The 21,515-nt window shown below is 63.1% G+C and carries 16 protein-coding genes; 10 read left to right on the top strand and 6 right to left on the bottom strand.

From position 1 onward, the window contains the following. Nucleotides 1-3: 3 nt before the first annotated feature. Nucleotides 4-1,800, bottom strand: a complete 1,797-nt coding sequence (gene edd / locus PG887_RS01815) for a phosphogluconate dehydratase (protein ID WP_270821065.1) — start codon at nt 1,798-1,800, stop codon at nt 4-6. Nucleotides 1,801-1,863: 63 nt separating this feature from the next. Continuing rightward, nucleotides 1,864-2,370, bottom strand: a complete 507-nt coding sequence (locus PG887_RS01810) for a gluconokinase (RefSeq protein WP_266142617.1) — start codon at nt 2,368-2,370, stop codon at nt 1,864-1,866. 165 nt (nt 2,371-2,535) lie between these two features. Here PG887_RS01810 and PG887_RS01805 point away from each other — a divergent pair, with 165 nt between their 5' ends. The 4 genes from PG887_RS01805 (at nt 2,536) to PG887_RS01790 (ending at nt 9,960) form a co-directional block, all read left to right on the top strand. After that, the gene (locus PG887_RS01805) at nt 2,536-3,897 is read left to right on the top strand and encodes a GntP family permease (RefSeq protein ID WP_223916553.1); all 1,362 of its coding nucleotides are present in this window, start codon (nt 2,536-2,538) and stop codon (nt 3,895-3,897) included. Nucleotides 3,898-4,049: 152 nt separating this feature from the next. After that, a complete protein-coding gene (gene pssA / locus PG887_RS01800; protein WP_042015252.1) occupies nt 4,050-5,399 on the top strand; it encodes a CDP-diacylglycerol--serine O-phosphatidyltransferase in 1,350 nt (449 codons plus the stop codon). Nucleotides 5,400-5,575: 176 nt separating this feature from the next. Then, the gene (gene recG, locus PG887_RS01795) at nt 5,576-7,645 is read left to right on the top strand and encodes an ATP-dependent DNA helicase RecG (RefSeq protein ID WP_270807214.1); all 2,070 of its coding nucleotides are present in this window, start codon (nt 5,576-5,578) and stop codon (nt 7,643-7,645) included. Nucleotides 7,646-7,899: 254 nt separating this feature from the next. After that, entirely contained in the window at nt 7,900-9,960 is a 2,061-nt protein-coding gene (locus tag PG887_RS01790; protein ID WP_270821064.1) for an AsmA-like C-terminal region-containing protein, read from the top strand. Nucleotides 9,961-10,006: 46 nt separating this feature from the next. On the opposite strand, the gene PG887_RS01785 is transcribed toward PG887_RS01790, so the two are convergent. Beyond that, entirely contained in the window at nt 10,007-10,915 is a 909-nt protein-coding gene (locus PG887_RS01785) for a bifunctional GNAT family N-acetyltransferase/hotdog fold thioesterase (protein WP_010672532.1), read from the bottom strand. Between the two features lie 173 nt (nt 10,916-11,088). Between PG887_RS01785 and PG887_RS01780 the strand changes: the two genes are divergently transcribed. Beyond that, the gene (locus PG887_RS01780; protein WP_103259330.1) at nt 11,089-11,769 is read left to right on the top strand and encodes a methyltransferase domain-containing protein; all 681 of its coding nucleotides are present in this window, start codon (nt 11,089-11,091) and stop codon (nt 11,767-11,769) included. A gap of 48 nt (nt 11,770-11,817) precedes the next feature. Here the strand turns inward: PG887_RS01780 and dtd are convergent, their stop codons facing one another. The 3 genes from dtd to typA form a co-directional block, all read right to left on the bottom strand. Next, a complete protein-coding gene (dtd, locus tag PG887_RS01775; protein WP_039039510.1) occupies nt 11,818-12,255 on the bottom strand; it encodes a D-aminoacyl-tRNA deacylase in 438 nt (145 codons plus the stop codon). A 126-nt stretch (nt 12,256-12,381) separates the two neighbouring features. Beyond that, a complete protein-coding gene (locus PG887_RS01770) occupies nt 12,382-13,254 on the bottom strand; it encodes a virulence factor BrkB family protein (protein WP_039039511.1) in 873 nt (290 codons plus the stop codon). Nucleotides 13,255-13,431: 177 nt separating this feature from the next. Then, nucleotides 13,432-15,243 (bottom strand): translational GTPase TypA, encoded by a 1,812-nt coding sequence (gene typA / locus PG887_RS01765; protein ID WP_039039512.1) that lies wholly within the window; start codon nt 15,241-15,243, stop codon nt 13,432-13,434. Nucleotides 15,244-15,593: 350 nt separating this feature from the next. On the opposite strand from typA, the gene glnA reads away from it, so the two are divergent. The 5 genes from glnA (at nt 15,594) to add (ending at nt 21,478) form a co-directional block, all read left to right on the top strand. Next, on the top strand, nt 15,594-17,003 hold the full coding sequence (gene glnA / locus PG887_RS01760) for a glutamate--ammonia ligase (RefSeq protein ID WP_010672526.1): 1,410 nt from the start codon (nt 15,594-15,596) through the stop codon (nt 17,001-17,003). Between the two features lie 192 nt (nt 17,004-17,195). Further along, nucleotides 17,196-17,765: a DUF4124 domain-containing protein gene (locus PG887_RS01755; RefSeq protein WP_010672525.1), complete on the top strand. Its 570-nt coding sequence runs from the start codon at nt 17,196-17,198 to the stop codon at nt 17,763-17,765. A gap of 86 nt (nt 17,766-17,851) precedes the next feature. Beyond that, entirely contained in the window at nt 17,852-18,907 is a 1,056-nt protein-coding gene (glnL, locus tag PG887_RS01750; RefSeq protein WP_103858173.1) for a nitrogen regulation protein NR(II), read from the top strand. Nucleotides 18,908-18,916: 9 nt separating this feature from the next. After that, nucleotides 18,917-20,335: a nitrogen regulation protein NR(I) gene (gene glnG / locus PG887_RS01745; RefSeq protein WP_010672523.1), complete on the top strand. Its 1,419-nt coding sequence runs from the start codon at nt 18,917-18,919 to the stop codon at nt 20,333-20,335. A gap of 141 nt (nt 20,336-20,476) precedes the next feature. Then, nucleotides 20,477-21,478, top strand: coding sequence for an adenosine deaminase (gene add, locus PG887_RS01740; protein ID WP_270821063.1), 1,002 nt, complete (start codon nt 20,477-20,479; stop codon nt 21,476-21,478). The last annotated feature ends 37 nt before the right edge of the window (nt 21,479-21,515 follow it).

The following is a 21,515-nucleotide window of genomic DNA, read 5'->3' as shown; positions in this document are numbered from 1 at the left end:
TCCTTAGTCAAAGATGGTGGCGCCGCACTCGGCGCTCGATACCGCGCGACGCATCACGCTGAACAGTTCACGGCCCCACCCCTCTTGTTCCAGGGTGAGGTCGATCTCGGCCTGGGTACGGCCACTCAAATCGGTCAGGCAGTCGAGGCGGCCGGACTCGGCATCCACCCGCAGCAGGTCGCCATCGGCGAGCAGGCCGATGGCCCCGCCGTGCAGCGCTTCCGGGGTGACGTGGATGGCGGCCGGGATCTTGCCGGAGGCGCCGGAGAGGCGGCCGTCGGTGACCAGGGCCACCTTGTGACCCGCCTTCTGCAGGTTGCCAAGCACCGGCATCAGCTTGTGCAGCTCCGGCATGCCGTTGGCGGCCGGGCCGTTGTGGCGCACCACGATGACGGCGTCCTGGTTCAACTCACCGGCCTTGTAGGCCGCCTCCACCGCATGCTGGGAGGAGAAGACCCGGGCCGGGGCCTCGATGACCCGATACTCGGGCGCGACGGCGGAAACCTTGACCACGGCGCGGCCCAGGTTGCCCGCCAGCAGCTTGGTGCCGCCGGTGGCCTGGAACTCGCTGCCAGAGGGAGAGAGCACGCTCGGATCCCCGCTCTCGCCCACCGGTTGCCACACCAGCTTGCCATCCACCAGTGCCGGACGGCTGAGGTAATCCTGCATCTCGCCGAAGACCGGGGTGGCATCCAGGTGGATCAGCCCCTCTTCGGCCAGACGACGCATCAGGCCGGGCACGCCCCCCGCCTGTTCGAAGGCGTTGACGTCCGCCGGGCCGTTCGGGTACATGCGCACCAGGAGCGGCACCACGTCGGAGAGATCGCTCAGGTCGTCCCAGGTCAGCTCAAGCCCGGCGGCGCGGGCCAGCGCCACCATGTGAATGCTGTGGTTGGTGCTGCCGCCGGAGGCGAGCAGGGCCACCAGGCCGTTGACCAGGGCGCGCTCGTCGATCACCGCACTCAGGGGGCGATAGGCCGGGGAGCCCGGGATCATTGCGCTGATGCGGCGGGCCGCTTCCTCGGTGAGGGCGTGGCGCAGCTCGCTGTGCGGATGCACGAAGGCGGAGCCCGGCAGCATCAGACCCATGGCTTCGAACACCAGCTGGTTGGTGTTGGCGGTGCCGTAGAAGGTGCAGGTGCCCGCCGCGTGGTAGGCGCCGCACTCCATCTTGAGCAGGGCGTCGCGGCCCACTTCACCGGCAGCGTACTGCTGGCGCACCTTTACCTTCTCGTCGTTGCTGATGCCGCTCGCCATGGGGCCGGCAGGCACGAAGGCGGTGGGCAGGTGGGCGTGGGAAAGCGCCCCCATGATCTGGCCCGGGGCAATCTTGTCGCAGATGCCGAGCAGCAGGGTGGCGTCGAAGGTGTTGTGGGAGAGGGAGACCGCGGTGGCCTGGGCGATGAGATCCCGGGAGAAGAGGGACATGTCCATCCCCGGCTGGCCCTGGGTCACGCCGTCGCACATGGCGGGCACGCCGCCGGCGACCTGGGCGCTGTGGCCGAGCTCCGCCAGGGCGCCCTTGATGATGTCCGGGTAGCTCTGATAGGGCTGATGGGCACTCAGCATGTCGTTGTAGGCGGTGACGATGGCCACGTTGGCGCGGGTCATGTCGAGGATGCGCCCCTTCTCGTCACAGCTCGAGGCGGCCACGGCGTGGGCCAGGTTGCCGCAGGAGAGGGAGGCGCGGGTCTTGCCCTGATCGGCCTGGCGCTGGATGCGGGCCAGGAAGCGGGCACGGCGGGCGGTGCTGCGCTCGCGGATGCGGTTGGTCACCTGGGTGATCACGGGATGGGTCATAGCTTTCTCTCCAACTCTATATACGGGCGCGGTCGGCCGCAGCCGGGCGCGCGACATGGCTCATTACGCCTGCGTCAGCGCGGTGACGGCACGGTCGACCACCTGTTCGAAGGTCCCGTCGATATCGATGCGAAACACGCCGGGCTCGCCATCCGGTCGCTCCAGGGTATCAAACTGGCTTTGTACCATGGCTTCGCGCATGAAGTGGCCCTGCCGTGCCCGCATCCGTTCGAGAATGAGGGACTGGCTGCCATCCAGAAACAGGAAACTCACCGAGTCGTTACCCTCGCGGATCTGGTCGCGGTACTGCTTCTTGAGGGCCGAGCAGACGATGACGCCGAGCTCGTTCTTGCGCTCCAGGCTGTAGGCCGCATCGCGGATCCGCTCCAGCCAGGGGGCCCTGTCTTCGTCGTTGAGCGGGTTGCCCGCCGCCATCTTCTGGATGTTCGCGCGAGGGTGCAGATCATCGCCGTCGATGAACTTGGCCCCCAGGGCATTGGCCACCTTGAGGCCGATGCTGGACTTGCCGCTGCCACACACACCCATCACGATAATGCACTTGCCCGCCATTATTTGACCTCTCTCTCACTTTTCAAAAAACGTTCGCCTGATGGGTTCTAAGCTACCACGTTACCGGTAACATGTTACCGGTAACTTTTCGCAATGTGAAGTGCAGCACAGAAATGTGCAGAACAACAACTAGAACCATTTGAGGACAATTTTATGGACGGAGCAATGAACACACCCGATGTCGCCTATCTGCTCTCGGTAGCGGGCGGAGCCATTGTCATGTTGCTGGTGCTGATCATGCGATTCAAGGTACATGCCTTCGTGGCATTGACCCTGGTCAGCATGCTGACGGCCCTGGCCACCGGGGTCACCTATGACCAGGTGATCCCCACCATGCTGACCGGTTTCGGCGGCACCCTGGCCTCGGTCGCGCTGCTGGTCGGCCTCGGCGCCATGATAGGCAGGATCCTGGAGATGACGGGGGGCGCCAAGGTACTGGCCGATACCCTGATCAACCGCTTCGGCTCCCACCGCGCCCCCTTCGCGCTGGGTGTGGCCTCCCTGCTGTTCGGCTTCCCGATCTTCTTCGACGCCGGCCTCATCGTCATGCTGCCCATCATCTTCAGCGTGGCGAAGCAGTTCGGCGGCTCCGTCCTCAAGTATGCCCTGCCCTCCGCCGGTGCCTTTGCGGTGATGCACGCCTTCCTGCCGCCCCACCCGGGCCCGGTGGCCGCCAGCGAGCTGCTGGGTGCCAACATCGGTCTGCTCACCGTCGTGGGTCTGCTGGTCGCGCTGCCCACCTGGTATCTGGGTGCCTACCTGTTCGGGCTCTGGTCCGGCAAGAAGTTTGAGCTGCCCCTGCCCCCGAGCTTCACTGCCAGTGCCGAGCAGCTCTCCGACAAGGCGCCGAGCTTCGGCCAGGTGATCTCCATCCTGCTGCTGCCGCTGGTGCTCATCTTCATGGATACCGGCCTCAATACCCTGAGCGTCATGGGCGTCATCGACAAGGGTGCGGACTGGGTCAACGTGCTGCGCATGGTCGGCAAGACCCCGGTCGCCCTGCTCATCACCGTGCTGTACGCCCTCTGGATGTTCCGCCAGAGCCAGGGCAAGGTGCAGCTCGAGAAGTTCTGCAACGACGCCCTGGCCCCGGTCTGCGCCGTCATCCTGGTCACCGGTGCCGGCGGCATGTTCGGCGGCGTATTGCGGGCGAGCGGCATCGGCACTGCCCTGGCCGACGTGCTCTCCGATACCGGCATGCCGGTGATCCTGGCAGCCTTCCTGGTGTCCGCCGCGCTGCGGGTCGCCCAGGGTTCCGCCACCGTGGCCCTGACCACTACCGCCGCCCTGATGGCGCCGACCGTGGCCGCCACCACCGGCCTGAGCGAGCTGGACCTGACCTTCATCGTCATCGCCATCGCCGGGGGCGCCACCGTGCTCTCCCACTTCAATGACTCCGGCTTCTGGCTGGTCAGCCGCTTCCTCAACATGGACGAGAAGACCACCCTCAAGACCTGGACCGTGATGGAGACCCTGCTCGGCACCATCGCCTTCCTCATCGTGGCCACGGCCAGCGCCATCCTCTGACGGAAACACATCGGGGCCGCATCCGTCGGCCCCGATGTGATATTGCACCGACTTTTTACGGATTCTTGCTTGGGCCCATCGCCACAGATTGCTAGAATTGCCTATTCTTCGCCCCGAGTGGAACGCTTCATCCCGTGATTTCAGGCTTCTCTATGCATTCATCGGCACATTATCGACAGTTGCTGACCCGCTTACCCCAGATCGCGGTTGCCGCGGATCAGTTCCAGATACTCAGCAGCGCCAAAGACTTCAAGAGCCGGATCCTGTCGCTCATCGCCCATGCGACCCAGCGCATCTATCTGATCGCGCTCTATCTGCAGGATGACGAGGCGGGACGGGAGATCCTCTCCGCCCTCTATGCCGCCAAGCAGCGCAATCCCTCTCTCGACATCAAGGTGTTCGTCGACTTCCACCGCGCCCAGCGCGGCCTGATCGGCAAGGGCAAGCAGGGGGGCAACCACCTGATGTACCAGGCCATGGCCGCCAGCCACCAACACCAGATCGAGATCTACGGCGTGCCGGTCAAGGGCCGCGAGCTGCTCGGGGTGCTGCACCTCAAGGGCTTCATCTTCGACGACACCCTGCTTTACTCCGGCGCCAGCCTCAACGACATCTACCTGCACCAGCAGGAGCGCTACCGCTTCGATCGCTATCACCAGATCCACAGCCCGGCACTGACCCGCAGCATGGTCAACTACGTGGATGACGTCTTCCTCGGCAGCGAGGCCGTCCAGCGGCTGGATCGCACCGGCATCCCCGGCGCCAAGCAGCTCAAGGGACCGATCCGCCGCTTCAAGCAGCGCCTGCGCCTCTGCCAGTACCGCTTCGAGAGCATCAAGCCCAACGATCGGGAGATCGCCGTGACCCCCATGGTGGGCCTGGGCAAGCGGGGCAACCAGCTCAACCGGATGATCCGCAACCTGGTGCGGGCCACCGAGCGGGAGATCTTCATCTGCACCCCCTACTTCAACCCCCCCAAGGAGTTGAACAAGGACGTGGAGGCGCTGCTCAAACGCGGCTGCAAGGTGACCATCGTCGTGGGCGACAAGACCGCCAACGACTTCTTTATCCCCCCGGAGGAGAAGTTCTCCACCATCGGCGGTCTGCCCTATCTCTACGAGACCAACCTGCGCAAGTTTGCCGAGCGCAACCAGCACCACATCGACAACGGCCGGCTCAACCTCATGCTCTGGTGCTGCGAGAAGAACTCCTATCACCTCAAGGGGATCTTCGTGGATGAGGAGTGGGCCCTGCTCACCGGCAACAACCTCAATCCCCGAGCCTGGGCGCTGGATCTGGAGAACGGCCTGCTGGTACACGACCAGCACCATCACCTGCGCGAGCAGTTCAGTGCGGAGCGGGAGAACATCCTGGCCCACACCCGCCGCATCAGTCACTTCGACCAGATAGAGCAGATCAAGGATTACCCGGATCAGGTGCGCAAGCTGCTGGCCCGGATCCACAGGGTCAAGGCTCACCTGCTGCTCAAGCGCATCATCTGACCGCCAGGGCGCCCCGTCAGTGAAAAGGCCTGCCGTTTCCGGCAGGCCTTTTTCATGGATGACCCTCACCCCGCTCCCTTGCCCACCAGCCCGGAACGGCACAACGCGGCTTGCATCGAGGCCGCAACAACCCCTATCATCTGGACATATTTACAGTGTTTTCGGGCATCTAATTGATGAAATTGGATAAAATCTCCCTCGACAGCCTCAAGGGTGTCGGCAGCAAGATGCTGGAGAAACTCGAGCGGCTGGGGCTGGCCACGGTGCAGGATCTGCTGTTCCACCTCCCCCTACGCTACGAGGACCGCACCCAGGTGTGGCCCATCGGCGATCTGCCGCCCGGCCTGCACGGTGCCGTCGAGGGCGAGATCCAGGACACCCAGCTGGTGATGGGGCGCCGCCGCATGCTGGTGTGCCGTATCAGCGACGGCACCGGCAGCCTGACCCTGCGCTTCTTCAATTTCACCGCTGCCCAGAAAAACAGCCTGGCCCAAGGCCGCCTTATCCGCTGCTTCGGCGAGACACGTCCCGGCAAGTACGGCCTGGAGATGGCCCACCCCGAGTACAAGCTGCTCGGCGAGGAGCAGGCCGGCCAGACCGAAGAGGCCCTCACCCCCGTCTACCCCACCACAGAGGGGCTGCGCCAGCTCACCCTGCGCAGCCTCACGGATCAGGCCCTGGCCCAGCTCGACCTCTACGGGGTCGAGGAGCTGCTGCCTGCCGGCCTCTATCCCCAGCAGATCGATCTGGCCGCGGCCCTGAAGCTGCTGCACCGCCCGCCTCCCTCGGTGGCGCTGGCCCTGCTCGAGAGCGGCCAGCACCCGGCACAGCAGCGGCTGGTACTGGAAGAGCTGCTGGCCCACAACCTCTCGGTCTTGAAGGTACGCGCCCAGGCACAGACCCAGCTGGCCCGTGCCCTCAAACCCGCTCCCGAGCTGGTCCGGCAGCTGCTCGGCGCCCTGCCGTTCACCCCCACCGGCGCCCAGAGCCGGGTGGTGGCGGAGATAGCCAGGGATCTGCAACAGAGCCACCCCATGATGCGGCTGGTGCAGGGGGACGTGGGCTCAGGTAAAACGCTGGTCGCGGCACTGGCCGCCCTGCAGGCCATCGGCAACGGCTGCCAGGTGGGGCTGATGGCCCCGACCGAGCTGCTTGCCGAGCAGCACGCCATCAACTTCGCCAGGTGGCTGGAGCCGCTCGGCATCAAGGTGGGCTGGCTGGCGGGCAAGCAGAAGGGCAAGGCGCGGGAAGAGGCGCTGGCCGCCATCGCGGACGGCAGCGTCAAGATGGTGGTGGGCACCCACGCCATCTTCCAGGAGCAGGTGGTATTCCAGCGCCTCGCCCTGGTCATCATCGATGAACAGCACAGGTTCGGCGTGCATCAGCGTCTCGCCCTGCGAGAAAAAGGAGAGCGGGAAGGGGTGCATCCCCACCAGCTCATCATGACCGCCACCCCCATCCCCCGTACCCTGGCGATGACCGCCTATGCCGACCTCGATACCTCCATCATCGACGAGCTGCCACCGGGCCGCACCCCCATCACCACGGTGGCACTGCCCGACAGCCGCCGCCAGGACGTGATCGAACGGGTCAGACTCGCCTGCGAGGAGGGCAAGCAGGCCTACTGGGTCTGCACCCTGATCGAGGAGTCGGAGGTGCTGGAGTGCCAGGCCGCCGAGGACACCGCCGCCGAGCTGCAAAATCTGCTACCCGGCCTGCACATCGGGCTGGTGCACGGCCGGATGCGACCGGTCGAGAAACAGCGGGTGATGGAGGAGTTCAAGGCGGGCATACTGCAACTGCTGGTCGCCACCACCGTCATCGAGGTGGGGGTGGACGTGCCCAACGCCAGCCTGATGATCATCGAGAACCCGGAGCGGCTGGGGCTGGCGCAGCTGCACCAGCTGCGCGGCCGGGTCGGGCGTGGCTCGGTGGCCTCCCACTGCGTGCTGCTCTATCATGCCCCCTTGTCCAAGACGGCCCAGAGCCGCCTCGGGGTGCTGCGGGAGACCAACGACGGCTTTCTCATCGCCCAGCGGGATCTGGAGCTGCGTGGCCCAGGCGAGCTGCTCGGTACCCGCCAGACCGGTCTGGCCGATCTCAAGATCGCCGATCTGGTGCGCGACCAGCCGCTCATTCCCCAGGTGCAGAAGATGGCGCGCTTCCTGATGGACAAACACCCGGCTCATGTCGAGCCCCTGATCCGCCGCTGGCTGGGCCTGCGAGACCACTACTCCAATGCTTGACCAAGGCAGATGCAGAAGAGGGTCAACTTGCCTGATGGATAAACACCCGAGCCATGTCGAGCCCCTGATCCGCCGCTGGCTGGGCCTGCGAGACCACTACTCCAATGCTTGACCAAGGCAGATGCAGAAAATGGTCACCTTGCCTGATGGATAAACCCCCGAGCCATGTCGAACCCTTGATACGATACTGGCTCGGTCTACGGGATCACTACTCGAATGCCTGACCAAGCAACAGAAACAGGAGGAAAGCACTGATGAATTCCTGGCTCCGCGGCCTGCTCTACACCTTTGCCTTCCTGCTGCTCTTTGTCTGGGTCGGTCTCGGCCTGTTCGATGCCGAGCGCGCCAAAGGCCCCATCGCCAACTGGCTCAGCCAGCAGACCGGGGTGCCCGTCACCATAGGCCGGCTGGTGTTCAATCCGCTGCACCCCTACACCCTGCTGGCGGAACAGGTGCGCTATGGGGATGCGGTACAGCTGGAAAAACTCTATCTGGAGATCGAGCACATCGACTGGTTGAACCGGGATGTGCGCATCGCCCACCTGGACCTCATCCGTCCCGTCATCAAGCTGCCGCTCCCCAACCAGTTGCCAAGCCTGCCGGTTCACTCCCTCACCATCAGCGACAGCACCATCGACAACCTGAACCTGCAGAGCGAGGCCCTGACCCTGCGCGGCCTCAGTGCATCCCTGAGTGACTGGGAACTGATCGACCCGAGACGCCAGCCCCAGGCCAACCTCACCCTGGGCATCAACCAGCTGGAGACCCCCATGTTCACCCTGGCCCGTCTCAGCCTCAAGGGGCGGCTGGAGGGGCAGGTGCTCAGCACCGACAGACTGACCACCAACCTGTTCGACGGCCTGCTCGAGACCGGCATGGTGATGAACTGGCCAGAGCGCAGCCTGCAACTGCACGATCTCAAGGCCCGCGCCATGCGACTCGAGCTTGGTGACATCCCCCCTGGCGAGTTCCCCCTGCGCCGCATCACCCTGGACAGGGGTCAGCTTGCCCAGGTGAGCATCAATGCCATCGATCAGGAGCTCTCCCTCAACAACTTCAACGGCCAGCTCACCGCCTTCGACTGGCAGGCGGGCAGCCAGCCCAGCGGCTATCTGGCGGGCACCCTAGGCGACATGGGCCGCGGCTTGTTCCAGCTTGAGGCCGTCGAGGGCAAGCTCGCCTTCTCCTCCCGGCAGCTGGATGCCGAGCTGCGGGGCAAAGCATACGAAGGGGAGTTCAACGTCGAGCTGGCCCTCGACACCCAGCAGCAGAAGCTCACCCTGAAGGATCTGGCCCTGAGCGGCATGGACATCAGTTTGCCCCAGGGGTGGTGGCAGGATTGGCAGGGCTGGCGCCCGCAACAGATCGACATCCGCAAACTGGCCTTCGACAAGCTCAAGGTGCTCTCTTTCGACGACACCCTGCCCCTCTCCCTGACCGGCTGGCAACTCTACCTGAACGATCTCGCCCTGCGGGGCAACCAGCCAGGCCCCCTGCTGGGGCGCGCCCGCATCGAGAGCAAGTGGTTCGAGCTGGTGTGGGACGGTCTCAGTGCTCGCAACGGCACCCTGGATGGCGAGCTGACCCCCAGCTCCTGGCAGCTCAACACCCTCGCCACCTCCCTGCCCGACGAGGGCTCCCTCAACCTGAGCGGCCAGTGGGGCAGGACGCCCGGGCAGGAGAGCCGCCTGCAGTTGCAGGGCAAGCAGCTGGATCTGGAGCAGTGGGGCAAGTTGCTGCACTCCCCCGTCTCCTTCGCGGGCAAGGTGGATCTGGCGGCAGATCTGCAGGCCGACCTCAACGGGCAGCCCGGCGCGCAGACGGCCAACTGGCGCCGGACCCTTCAGGGCAGCCTGAGCCTGGAGAGCAAGGATCCCTTCTGGGACAAGGTCGGCATCGACCCCTTGCTGGATGACTGGTTCAGGGAGCAGACCCCCCCCGATCTGACACCGCAGATGCTGTGGCAGGCGATGCAACGCGGAGACACCCCCTTCTATCAGATCAGGCTGGATGCCAGGGCGGAGCAGGGCAAGGTGCGGATCGAGCAAGGCGGTGCCTCCACCATCACCCACCTGCTGGCACTGCAAGGGGGTGTCGACCTGGCCGCAGACCAGTGGCAGCTCGACCTCGGGGTCCTGAACAAGGGGCGCTGCGCCGAGCTGCTCGCCCGCTGGCGCGGCCCCCTCAATGCGCCCGACCTGGGCTGGAGTTTCCCCACGGGACAGGACGCCTGTGGCTGGGAGGCGGGTGTGCGCTACCCCGCCCAGGGACGAAGCGGCCCGCTCTGGCGCCCACGGCCACCGGCCGCCCAATAACGAACAAGGCCTCGCGAAGAGGCCTTGTTGCTGTGAACATCAGGGATCAGCGTGCGCCGCGCTTGATGGGCAGTACCACGTACTGACCGACAAACTCCACCGCCAGCTTGCGGCCGCTGAACAGCTGCACCCGCAGGCTGAATTTGGCGGACTCTCCGCCCCTCAGCGGCTCGAGCACGGCGGGCATGCCCTCCCGGGCCACCCGCGCCTCCGGTTCTTCGCTCACCGGCCGGTAATACTTGATGTTGCCCTCGGCCAGCACGGTATCCCCTCCCAGCCCTGCCTCCTTGAGCTGCAACCAGATGAGACCCCAGCCCGCCAGCACGCACTGGCTGTAGATGCTGCCGGCGAACATGGTGTCGTGGACGTTGAGATTGGCCGCCAGGTTGGCCTTGAGGTGGAAGGTCTGGCCATCGTAGTGGGTGATGTGCACCCCCATCTTCTCGCTGATGGGAATGCCCCGCGACCAGCGGGTGGTGAGATCCTGGCACCACTCCGGACGGTACTGGATGGTCTGCATGGGACTCAGGGACTTGATCATCTGGCGGTGAGGGATGCGGCCGAAGGAGACGGGGCCTTCCCCTACCTCGAGGAAGCCGCAGCGGCGATAGAACTCCACCGCCTCCTGGCGGGCGTTCATCACCAGCCGTTTTACCTTCTCGTCGCGGGCAAGCTGCTCGAGATCTTCCACCATGCGGGCGCCCAGCCCCTGGCCGCGAAATTCGGGTCGCAGCGCCATAAAGCGGATTTGGGCTTCATCGCCGCCCACAAAGAGGCGACCCACGGCGATGGGCGTTCCGTCGGGTGAGAGCATCAGCCGGTGAATGGCGACGGTATCGTACTCGTCACGCTCGGAGCCAAGGGGCAGATTGAAGGGTTTGCGCAGTAGTTCCCAGCGCAACTGATAGTAAGCATCCAGCTCCGCTGGTGTTTCTGGGGTGACTACCCGGTACATAAAGCGATCCTTGAGTGTGCGCCGACTGGCAGATGGAAGGACTGACGCAACCATTTCTCCCGGCGCAGCCTGTAGTAGGTATCCAGCTCGGCTGCCGTTTGGGGGGTGACCACCCGGTACATAACAACATCCTTGAGTTACACTGGTCGAAAGCCATCTTGCCGTGCAAATTCATGGACTTCAATCTGCAAGCGTACCAAGCCGATCACTTATTGCACCTCAGTGCCAAACCCGAACGCCGCGTTTCGGTGCTTGAAAATGCCCGTCATCGCTGGCTGGAAATGGACGGCGTGGTGCAATCCGCCATGAGCCTCCACCAGCCGGCCCGCCTCTGTCTGCCTCATCAACGGAGCATCGCGGAGCAGTTGCCAAAGCAGGCAAGCAGGATCCTGGAGCTGGGGCTGGGCGGAGGGGATCTCACCCGTCACCTGGCGGCACGCTGGCCCGATGCCCACCACGACTGCGTGGATCTGGATGCCGAGATCCTCACCCTGTTCCAGCAGTTCTTCCTCCCCTCGTCAGGGGGCTCGCCTCGGCTGCATCACGCCGATGCGCTGCATTTCCTGCACCAGAGCCAGGAGAGCTACGATCTGGTGCTGCTGGATTTGTTCAGCCAGGACGGCAACCCCCTGCTGCTGTTCCAGGCTCCGCTCTATCAGGCGCTGGCTAAACGCCTGAGCGGCACCCTCATCATCAATCTGCTGCCCCGCACCCGGCTCGAACAGGCACAGGCTCTGCGACTGGCAGAGGAGTGGATAGGCCCGACCCACGTCCACGACGTGCCCGGCTACCGCAACGTCATCCTGCACGCGACCCGTCAGCATGGCCAGGGCGGGCGAGCACCGGCAGGGTGAAGAACCTGCGAAGTGTGCAGGCATCGCGTCCTGCCCTGCCTGCCACCCTTATACCTGCAGCCAGAAGGTGACGGGGCCGTCGTTGAGCAACCTGACCTTCATGTCGGCGGCGAAGCGGCCGGTTTCGGTCGGCACGCCGCTCTCCCTGGCGCGGGCCACGAAGTACTCATAGAGTCGCTCGGCATCTGCGGGATGGGCGCCACCGGAGAAGCTGGGTCTCATCCCCTTGCCGGTATCCGCCGCCAGGGTGAACTGGGAGACCACCAGCAGGCTGCCACCCACCTGGCTGACGTTGAGGTTCATCTTGCCGTTCTCGTCCGAGAAGATGCGATAACCGCTCACCTTGTGCAGCAGCTTGTCCGCCTTGGCCTCGTCATCCCCCTGCTCCACCCCGAGCAGCACCAGCAACCCCTGGCCGATGGCCCCGGTCACCTCTCCCTCTACCGTTACGCTGGCCTCGCTGACCCGCTGAATCAGTGCAATCACATCCCTCTCCTCTCAAAACAGCACGACCACCCATCCTGCGGGATGAGCGGTCGTCGATGCTACCAATAAATGCCCTGCCCGGGCCAACGCCTTTGTGTCGGGATCCGGTGTGATGGCCGGCCGGCGTCAGGCCAGCTCCTCTGCACCGGGCTTCTCGTACTCCCCTAGGCAGGCGGTGGTCTCGGCCCCCAGCAACACCACCAGCCAGCTCAGATACACCCAGACGAACAGGATGGGAATGGTCGCCAGGGCGCCATAGATGGCCTGGTAGGAGGGGAAGTTGGTGATGTAGATGGCAAAGCCGCGCTTGGCCAGCTCGAACAGGGTGGCCGCCACCAGGGCACCGATGAAGGCGTGGGTCAGCCGCACGCGGCAGTTGGGCACCACGGTATAGATCAGCAGGAAGGTGAGCACGGAGAAGAGGAACGGCAGGCTGCGCAGCAGCAGATAGCCGATACCGAACAGGCTGTCAGCCGCGAACAACCTGAGCGAGAGAATGTAGGAGGAGATGGCGATGCTGGCACCGATGAGCACGGGGCCCAGGGTCAGGATCATCCAGTACATGGCGAATGCCTGGGCCAAGGGCCGGCTTCGGGTGGACCGCCAGATGTAGTTGAGGTTCTTGTCGATGGCCGAGATGAGCATCAGGGCCACCACGATCAGGGCACCGATACCGACGGCCGTGGTGTTGGTGGCGTTGGCCACGAAGCCGTCGATGTACTCCTTGAGCATCTCCCCTGCGGTGGGGACGAAGTTGTGATAGACGAACTGCTCCATCGCCTGCTTCAGGCTCTGGAACACCGGAAAGGCCGACATCATGCCGAACACCACGGCGATCATGGGCACCAGGGAGAGCAGGGTGACATAGGCCAGGTAACCGGCGGTCACCGTCAATCTGTCCTGCTGGAAGCGGCCCCAGACAAACTGGGCGAAGTGGGCACCATCGTGGCGCAAGAAGGAGAGTGCATGGGCCAGACGGCCGCGGATCTGCTGCTGCATCTTGTTTCTCGTAAGCGTGATCATGCAGACATTGTGTCAGATAGGGTGGTCATTTGGCCACCCGCAGACCGGCCGGATGCGCCTCCATCGAGCTCAGGCCCCATGCGCCCTCATGTCGAGCCCATAAAAAAAGAGGCCATAAGGCCTCTCTTTGGTCTGTCGATGAACAGCTATCGATCAAGCACGACCGGCGCGCTTGCGATCCAGTTCGGTCAGCAGCTTTTTACGGATACGGATGGCCTTGGGGGTGATCTCCACCAGCTCATCGTTGTCGATGAACTCGAGAGCCTGCTCCAGGGTCATGCGGATCGGCGGAGTCAGCACCTGGGCTTCGTCGGTACCGGAGGCACGCATGTTGGTCAGCTGCTTGCCTTTCAGGCAGTTGACGGTCAGGTCGTTGGAGCGGGAGTGGATCCCGATCACCTGGCCTTCGTACACTTCGGTCGCGTGACCGATGAACAGACGACCACGGTCTTGCAGACCGAACAGGGCGAAGGTCAGGGCCTTGCCGGTGGCGTTGGAGATCAGCACGCCGTTCTGACGCTCACCGATGCTGCCACCCTTGTGCGGACCGTAGTGGTCGAAGGTGTGGTACAGCAGACCGGTACCAGAGGTCATGGTCAGGAACTCGGTCTGGAAGCCGATCAGGCCACGGCTCGGGATGATGAAGTCCAGACGGACGCGACCCTTGCCATCCGGGGTCATGTTGGTCATCTCGCCTTTACGCAGGCCGAGCTGCTCCATCACGGAACCCTGATGCGCTTCTTCCACGTCCACAGTGACGGTTTCGAACGGTTCTTGCAGTTCGCCATCCACGGTACGCAGGATAACTTCCGGACGGGATACCGCCAGTTCGTAACCTTCGCGACGCATGTTTTCGATCAGGATGGAGAGGTGCAGTTCACCACGGCCGGAGACGCGGAACTTGTCCGGATCTTCGGTCTCTTCCACGCGCAGGGCCACGTTGTGGACCAGTTCCTGGTTCAGACGCTCCAGAATGTTGCGGGAGGTGACGAACTTGCCTTCTTTACCGGCGAACGGCGAGGTGTTGACCTGGAAGGTCATGTTCACGGTCGGCTCGTCAACGGAGAGCGGCGGCAGGGCTTCGACGGCACTGTTGTCACAGATGGTGTCGGAGATCTTCAGCTCGCCCAGACCGGTGATGGCGATGATGTCGCCCGCTTGCGCGTCGGTCACTTCGGTACGGGACAGGCCCAGGTAGCCCAGCACCTGACCGACCTTGCCGGTACGCGGTTTGCCGTTGGCACCGACGATGGTGACCTGCTGGTTGGTCTTGACGCGACCACGAGTGATGCGGCCGATACCGATGACGCCCACGTAGGAGTTGTAGTCCAGCTGGGAGATTTGCATCTGGAAGGCACCGTCAACGTCGCCCTTCGGGGCTTCCACGTTGTCGACGATGGCCTGGAACAGAGGTTCCATGTTCTCGGATGGGACGTCCTGATCCAGGGTGGCCCAACCGTTCAGTGCAGAGGCGTAAACAACCTTGAAGTCCAGTTGCTCATCGGTGGCACCCAAGTTGTCGAACAGATCAAAGACCTGATCCATTACCCAGTCAGGACGAGCACCCGGACGGTCGATCTTGTTGATGACCACGATGGGCTTCAGACCCTGGGCGAACGCCTTCTGGGTCACGAAACGGGTCTGCGGCATCGGGCCGTCAACGGCGTCGACCAGCAGCAGCACGGAGTCAACCATGGAGAGTACGCGCTCAACTTCACCACCGAAGTCGGCGTGACCCGGGGTATCCACGATGTTGATGCGGTAGTCGTTCCAGCGGATCGCAGTGTTCTTGGCGAGAATGGTGATGCCACGTTCCCGTTCCAGATCATTGGAGTCCATGATCCGTTCCTGACCTTCGCTGGTGCGATCCAGAGTGCCGGATTGCTGCAGCAGCTTATCAACCAGAGTCGTTTTGCCGTGGTCAACGTGCGCAATAATCGCAATATTGCGTAAATTCTCTAACATTCTCGCCTCAAATCACCGGGTAAAATTGGGCGCTAATTGTACTCTCGCCTTTGTGATCTGCCTAGCAGAATTGCAACACATTCACGCACAACAAAGGATCAGGATCATGGACCCCGCAGCAAAAGGCTGCTTAGATGGCCTGGATACGCTGGCGCACCATCTCGGTGCACCAAAAAGATCCAAGGTTGCACCACTTTAATGCAGCAACCGGCATGAGAACGGGTTTCTCGACAGCCTGAAACGGTGCAAGTGCCCTGAAATCAAGCTGTCACAAACTTGGCACGATACTGGCTTATGTGAATGTGACGACGCATTCACCCAAAGAGTTTTAACACCGGAGGTTACTTAGCATGTCAGCCCAGAACGTTTTGGCCCTGATCCAGGAACACGAAGTCAAGTTTGTTGATCTGCGTTTTACCGACACCAAGGGTAAAGAGCAGCACGTATCCATCCCTTCCCACCAGGTTGACGAAGACTTCTTCGAAGACGGCAAGATGTTCGATGGTTCCTCCATCGGCGGCTGGAAGGGCATCAACGAGTCTGACATGGTGCTGATGCCGGACCCGGCTTCCGCCAAACTGGACCCGTTCACCGAAGAGACCACTCTGAACATCGTCTGTGACGTGCTTGAACCCGCCACCATGCAAGGCTATGACCGCGATCCGCGCTCCATCGCCAAGCGTGCCGAAGATTTCCTGAAGTCCAGCGGCATCGCTGACACCGTGCTGTTCGGGCCGGAGCCGGAATTCTTCATGTTCGACAACATCACCTTCTCCAACACCATGGGCCACAGCTTCGTGAAGATCGAATCCGAAGAAGCTGCCTGGAACTCCGGTACCGACTACGAGCACGGCAACAAGGGTCACCGTCCATTCGTCAAGGGTGGTTACTTCCCGGTTGCCCCGGTTGACTCCTCCCAGGACATCCGTGCCGCCATGTGCCTGGTGCTGGAAGAGATGGGCCAGGTCGTCGAAGCTCACCACCACGAAGTGGCGACCGCCGGTCAGAACGAGATCGCAACCCGCTTCAACACCCTCACCCTGAAGGCTGACGAAGTACAGGTCCTGAAGTACGTGATCCACAACGTGGCCCACGCCTACAACAAGACCGTCACCTTCATGCCGAAACCCATGTTCGGTGACAACGGCTCCGGCATGCACTGCCACCAGTCCCTGGCCAAAGACGGCGTCAACCTGTTCGCAGGCGACCTGTACGGCGGTCTGTCCGAGATGGCACTGCACTACATCGGCGGCATCATCAAGCACGCCAAGGCCATCAACGCCTTCGCCAACCCAACCACCAACTCCTACAAGCGTCTGGTGCCGGGCTATGAAGCACCGGTCATGCTGGCCTACTCCGCCCGCAACCGTTCTGCCTCCATCCGTATCCCGGTCGTGCCGAGCCCGAAAGCCCGCCGCATCGAAGTACGCTTCCCGGATCCGGCTGCCAACCCGTACCTGGCCTTCGCTGCCCAGCTGATGGCCGGTCTGGACGGCATCATCAACAAGATCCATCCGGGCGATGCCATGGACAAGAACCTGTACGATCTGCCGCCGGAAGAAGCCGCTGAAGTGCCGACCGTTGCCGGTTCCCTGGACGAAGCGCTGTCCGCACTGGATGCAGACCGTGAGTTCCTGACCCGTGGTGGCGTGTTCAGCGATGACTTCATCAACTCCTACCTGGAACTGAAACAGCAGGATGTTGACCGCGTGCGCATGACTCCGCACCCGCTGGAGTTCGAGCTGTACTACTCCGTCTAATCCGCTTTCCCATGACAAACCCGCCATCTGGCGGGTTTTTTTTCATTCTGGCAACGGAAATACCGCCAAACGGGCACGATCGTGCAGAAAGATGATCCCGTTCACGGAGCCGTACCACCCTCGGCTGTTCACACCCCGACCCCATGGTTTTTCTCTGATAGGATTAAGGTGAACCCCGTCAAGGAGAGATGGATGAACACTGTACCCTGGCTGCTGAGCCTCCTGCTGATGGCCTCCTGTTCCGCACAGGCCGCCCGCGTCTACTCCTGGGTCGATCCCCAGGGGGTGACCCACTACACCGATGCCCCCCCTCCCGGCAAGAGCGCAAAAGAGGTGGACCTGCGGGTCTCGCCGCTCATCGGCACAGCCCCCCACTCGGTCCAGGTGGACAACTTCAACAGCCTGACCGGTGTCGATGCCAGGAAAGCCCTGGAAGCCGCCCCTCTGGAGATCGACCTCATCTCTCCGGAACCGGGCAGTACATTGCGCGACAATACCGGCAACATCGTCTTCCAGGGCGAGATCTCTCCCCAGGTCCCGGTGCAATACGATGTGCGCCTGATCCTGAACGGCAAGGCGGTGCCCCTGGTTCACAACAGCCTGGCCATACGGGTGGAAAACCTCGATAGAGGCGCCTATGAGGCACGGCTCGAGTTGCTCGCCAAAGACGGTACGATCCTTGCTAAATCTAAGCCAACCACCTTTTACCTGCACAGGGCGTCGGTGAATCAGGCTCCCAGAGCCGCCCCCAAGGCCAATTAGGGGTGATGTGACGCACCGATGCGGGTAAACTTGATGCACTACATTGGTGCATTCTAGGTGTACAGCACCGTTTTAGGGAGAAACCTGTGCCAACCCGCTCGGACAACGCCAAGACACTCTTGGACAACCTGCTGACCGCCGTCATTCTCATGGATGAACGTCTCTGCATTCAATTCGTCAACCCGGCGGCAGAGCAGCTGCTTTCCCTCAGCGAACGACGACTGATCGGCATCGAACTGCCCCACCTGCTGGAACACATCTCTCTCGATCTACAGCGTTTCAAACAGTGCCTCATTTCGGGGCAGGGCTTCACCGACAGCGAAGTCACCCTGGTGGTGGAGGGGGAGCCCAGGCTGGTGGAGATCAGCGTCAGCCCCATGGCCGATCATGAACAGCGACTGATGGTGGTAGAACTGCGCAAGATCGATCAGCAGAAGAAGATCAGCCAGGAGCTGCAGCAACACGCCCAGCAGCAGGCCGCCAAGGAGCTGGTGCGCGGCCTGGCGCACGAGATCAAGAACCCCCTGGGGGGATTGCGCGGCGCGGCTCAACTGCTGCAAAAGGAGTTGCCCGACCCGGCCTTGCGTGAATATACCGGCATCATCATCGAGCAGGCCGATCGCCTGCGGGTGCTGGTCGACAGGTTGCTCGGTCCCCAGCGTCCCGGCCGTCACCAGATGCACAACGTTCACTCCGTGCTGGAGCAGGTGCGCCGTCTGGTGGACCTGGAGCTGCCGCCGCAGATCCGCATCGAGCGGGACTACGACCCCAGCATCCCCGAATTCGAGATGGAATCGGACCAGCTGCAACAGGCGTTCCTGAACATAGTGCGCAACGCCGCCGAGGCCCTTGGGGATCAGGACGGCCTCATCCGCATCAAGACGCGCACCGCCTTCCAGATCACCATCCATGGCCAGCGCTATCGCCTGGCGGCCGAAATCAAGATCATCGACAACGGCCCCGGCATTCCCGACGCCATTCGCGACACCCTCTTCTATCCCATGATCACCGGCAAGGACGGGGGAACGGGCCTGGGCCTCTCCATCGCCCAGAACCTGATCGATCAGCACAAGGGGCGCATCGACTGCATCAGCTGGCCGGGCCACACCGAATTCACCATTTATTTACCACTTCGCAAGTAAGGGAACCTCATGACAGCAAAAGTGTGGATCGTCGATGACGACAGCTCCATCCGGTGGGTTCTGGAGCGCACCCTTGGCAGCGAAGGCTTCGAATGCGAAAGTTTCGCCGACGGCGAGGCCCTGCTGAGTTCACTGGAGATGCGCTCACCGGACGTGATCCTCTCGGATATTCGCATGCCGGGCATCGACGGCCTGAGCCTGCTGGAGCAGATCCATCGCCGCCAAGCCGATCTGCCCATCATCATCATGACGGCCCACTCGGACCTCGACTCCGCAGTCAACGCCTACCAGCGAGGTGCCTTCGAATACCTGCCCAAGCCGTTCGACATCGACGAAGCGGTCACCCTGGTACGCCGGGCCGAGAACCACCTCAAGGAGCAGCGGACCAAGCGCAAGGCTCGCCAGCAGGAAGCCACCACCACCCCGGAGATCATCGGCGAAGCCCCTGCCATGCAGGAGGTGTTCCGCGCCATCGGCCGGCTGTCGCGCTCCAGCATCTCGGTGCTCATCAACGGTCAAAGCGGTACCGGCAAGGAGCTGGTTGCCCATGCCCTGCACAAGCACAGCCCCCGGGCCCACAAGAACTTCATCGCCCTCAACATGGCGGCCATCCCGAAAGATCTCATCGAATCCGAGCTGTTCGGTCATGAGAAGGGAGCCTTCACCGGCGCCAACAACATTCGTCACGGCCGCTTCGAACAGGCCGATGGTGGCACCCTGTTTCTCGACGAAATAGGCGACATGCCGCTGGACGTGCAGACCCGGTTGCTGCGGGTTCTGGCGGACGGGCAGTTCTACCGGGTTGGTGGCCACCAACCGGTGCAGGTGGATGTGCGGATCATTGCCGCCACCCACCAGAATCTGGAGAAACGGGTCGCCGACGGCGAGTTTCGGGAAGACCTGTTCCACCGCCTCAACGTCATCCGCATCCATATTCCGGCCCTCAAGGAGCGCCGGGAGGACATCCCCCAGCTGGCCCAGCACTTCCTGCTGCGAGCCGCCAAGGAGCTGAACGTGGAGGCCAAGAGCCTGCACCCGGATACCCAGACCTACATCAGCCGCCTGCCCTGGCCGGGCAACGTGCGCCAGCTGGAGAACGTCTGCCGCTGGCTGACGGTGATGGCCTCGGGCCAGGAGGTGCTGGTAGGCGATCTGCCCACCGAGCTGCTGACTCCCATCACTAGCACCGCCGAGCCGGGCCAGCCCGCCCTGACCGGTGGCTGGCAGCAGCAGTTGCAGGACTGGGTGGCCGCCAAGCTGGCCCTGGGGGAGACCGATATCCTCGCGGATGCCATGCCACAGTTCGAACGGATCATGCTGGAGACGGCACTGGATCACACCCACGGTCACAAGCAGGAGGCTGCCCGCCTGCTCGGCTGGGGCCGCAATACCCTGACCCGCAAGCTCAAGGAGCTCGACATTCCCTGAGCCTGCGGGAAAAACGATTCCCATCACGCCTTGAGGGAAAGCCTGACCAATCACACCCCGTTTGCTTGCAAACGGGGTATCTTTTTCAGGCGTCCCGCCTAGAATGGCAGGCTTTCCAACCCGACTCGCAGAAGGTGCCCCATGATTGACAGATCCCTCCCCCTGACCGACCTGCATCGCCATCTGGATGGCAACATCCGCCCGCAGACCATTCTCGAGCTGGGACGTCAGCACAACATCCGACTGCCGGCCGATGAGCTGGAAGCCCTGCGCCCGCACGTGCAGATCGTCGAGAACGAGCCGAGTCTGGTGGCCTTCCTGAAGAAACTGGACTGGGGCGTGGCCGTGCTGGCCGACTACGATGCCTGCCGCCGGGTCGCCTACGAAAACGTGGAAGATCTGCTGTGTGCCGGGATCGACTATGCCGAACTGCGCTTCAGCCCGGCCTACATGGCGATGACCCACAAACTGCACCCGCAGGGCGTGGTCGAAGCCATCATCGACGGCGTGGCCGCAGGCAGCCGTGACTTTGGCATCAAGACCAATCTCATCGGCATCATGAGCCGTACCTTCGGCACCGAGCAGTGCAAGCAGGAGCTGGATGCCTGTCTGGCTCATCGCGATCGCCTGGTCGCCATCGATCTGGCCGGCGACGAACTGGGCTTCCCGGGCGATCTCTTCACCGACCACTTCCGCCGGGTGCGGGATGCAGGCATGCGGGTCACCGTGCACGCCGGTGAAGCCGCCGGCCCCGAGAGCATGTGGCAGGCCATTCGCGAGCTGGGAGCCGAGCGCATCGGCCACGGGGTCAAGGCCATCCAGGATCCGGCCCTGATGGCCTATCTGGCCGAACACCGCATCGGCATCGAGTCCTGCCTCACCTCCAACCTCCAGACCACCACGGTGGCGAGTCTGGCCGATCACCCGATCCGCCAGTTCTTGGCAGCCGGCGTGCTGGCCTGCCTCAATACCGACGATCCGGCGGTGGAGGGGATCGACCTGCCTCACGAATACGAGGTGGCGGCCCCGGCTGCCGGCATGACGGTGAGCGAGATCCGCACCGCCCAGCAGAACGGCCTGACCCTGGCCTTCCTGAGCGAAGCCGAGAAGGCCGAGCTGAGTGCCCGTGCGGCTCAACGCTGAGCAGGGGTAAAACCCAATAAAAAAACCGCCGAAAGGC

Source organism: Aeromonas sp. QDB14, assembly GCF_027707845.1.
Classification (GTDB): domain Bacteria; phylum Pseudomonadota; class Gammaproteobacteria; order Enterobacterales; family Aeromonadaceae; genus Aeromonas; species Aeromonas caviae.
This window is presented reverse-complemented; position numbering and strand designations above follow the sequence as displayed.

Excerpts from the sequence above, each read along its gene's own strand:
- edd (WP_270821065.1), bottom strand. The coding sequence starts at position 1,800 with ATGACCCATCCCGTGATCACCCAGGTGACCAACCGCATCCGCGAGCGC.
- PG887_RS01810 (WP_266142617.1), bottom strand. The coding sequence starts at position 2,370 with ATGGCGGGCAAGTGCATTATCGTGATGGGTGTGTGTGGCAGCGGCAAG.
- PG887_RS01805 (WP_223916553.1), top strand. The coding sequence starts at position 2,536 with ATGAACACACCCGATGTCGCCTATCTGCTCTCGGTAGCGGGCGGAGCC.
- pssA (WP_042015252.1), top strand. The coding sequence starts at position 4,050 with ATGCATTCATCGGCACATTATCGACAGTTGCTGACCCGCTTACCCCAG.
- recG (WP_270807214.1), top strand. The coding sequence starts at position 5,576 with ATGAAATTGGATAAAATCTCCCTCGACAGCCTCAAGGGTGTCGGCAGC.
- PG887_RS01790 (WP_270821064.1), top strand. The coding sequence starts at position 7,900 with ATGAATTCCTGGCTCCGCGGCCTGCTCTACACCTTTGCCTTCCTGCTG.
- PG887_RS01785 (WP_010672532.1), bottom strand. The coding sequence starts at position 10,915 with ATGTACCGGGTAGTCACCCCAGAAACACCAGCGGAGCTGGATGCTTAC.
- PG887_RS01780 (WP_103259330.1), top strand. The coding sequence starts at position 11,089 with ATGGACTTCAATCTGCAAGCGTACCAAGCCGATCACTTATTGCACCTC.
- PG887_RS01770 (WP_039039511.1), bottom strand. The coding sequence starts at position 13,254 with ATGCAGCAGCAGATCCGCGGCCGTCTGGCCCATGCACTCTCCTTCTTG.
- typA (WP_039039512.1), bottom strand. The coding sequence starts at position 15,243 with ATGTTAGAGAATTTACGCAATATTGCGATTATTGCGCACGTTGACCAC.
- glnA (WP_010672526.1), top strand. The coding sequence starts at position 15,594 with ATGTCAGCCCAGAACGTTTTGGCCCTGATCCAGGAACACGAAGTCAAG.
- PG887_RS01755 (WP_010672525.1), top strand. The coding sequence starts at position 17,196 with ATGAACACTGTACCCTGGCTGCTGAGCCTCCTGCTGATGGCCTCCTGT.
- glnG (WP_010672523.1), top strand. The coding sequence starts at position 18,917 with ATGACAGCAAAAGTGTGGATCGTCGATGACGACAGCTCCATCCGGTGG.
- add (WP_270821063.1), top strand. The coding sequence starts at position 20,477 with ATGATTGACAGATCCCTCCCCCTGACCGACCTGCATCGCCATCTGGAT.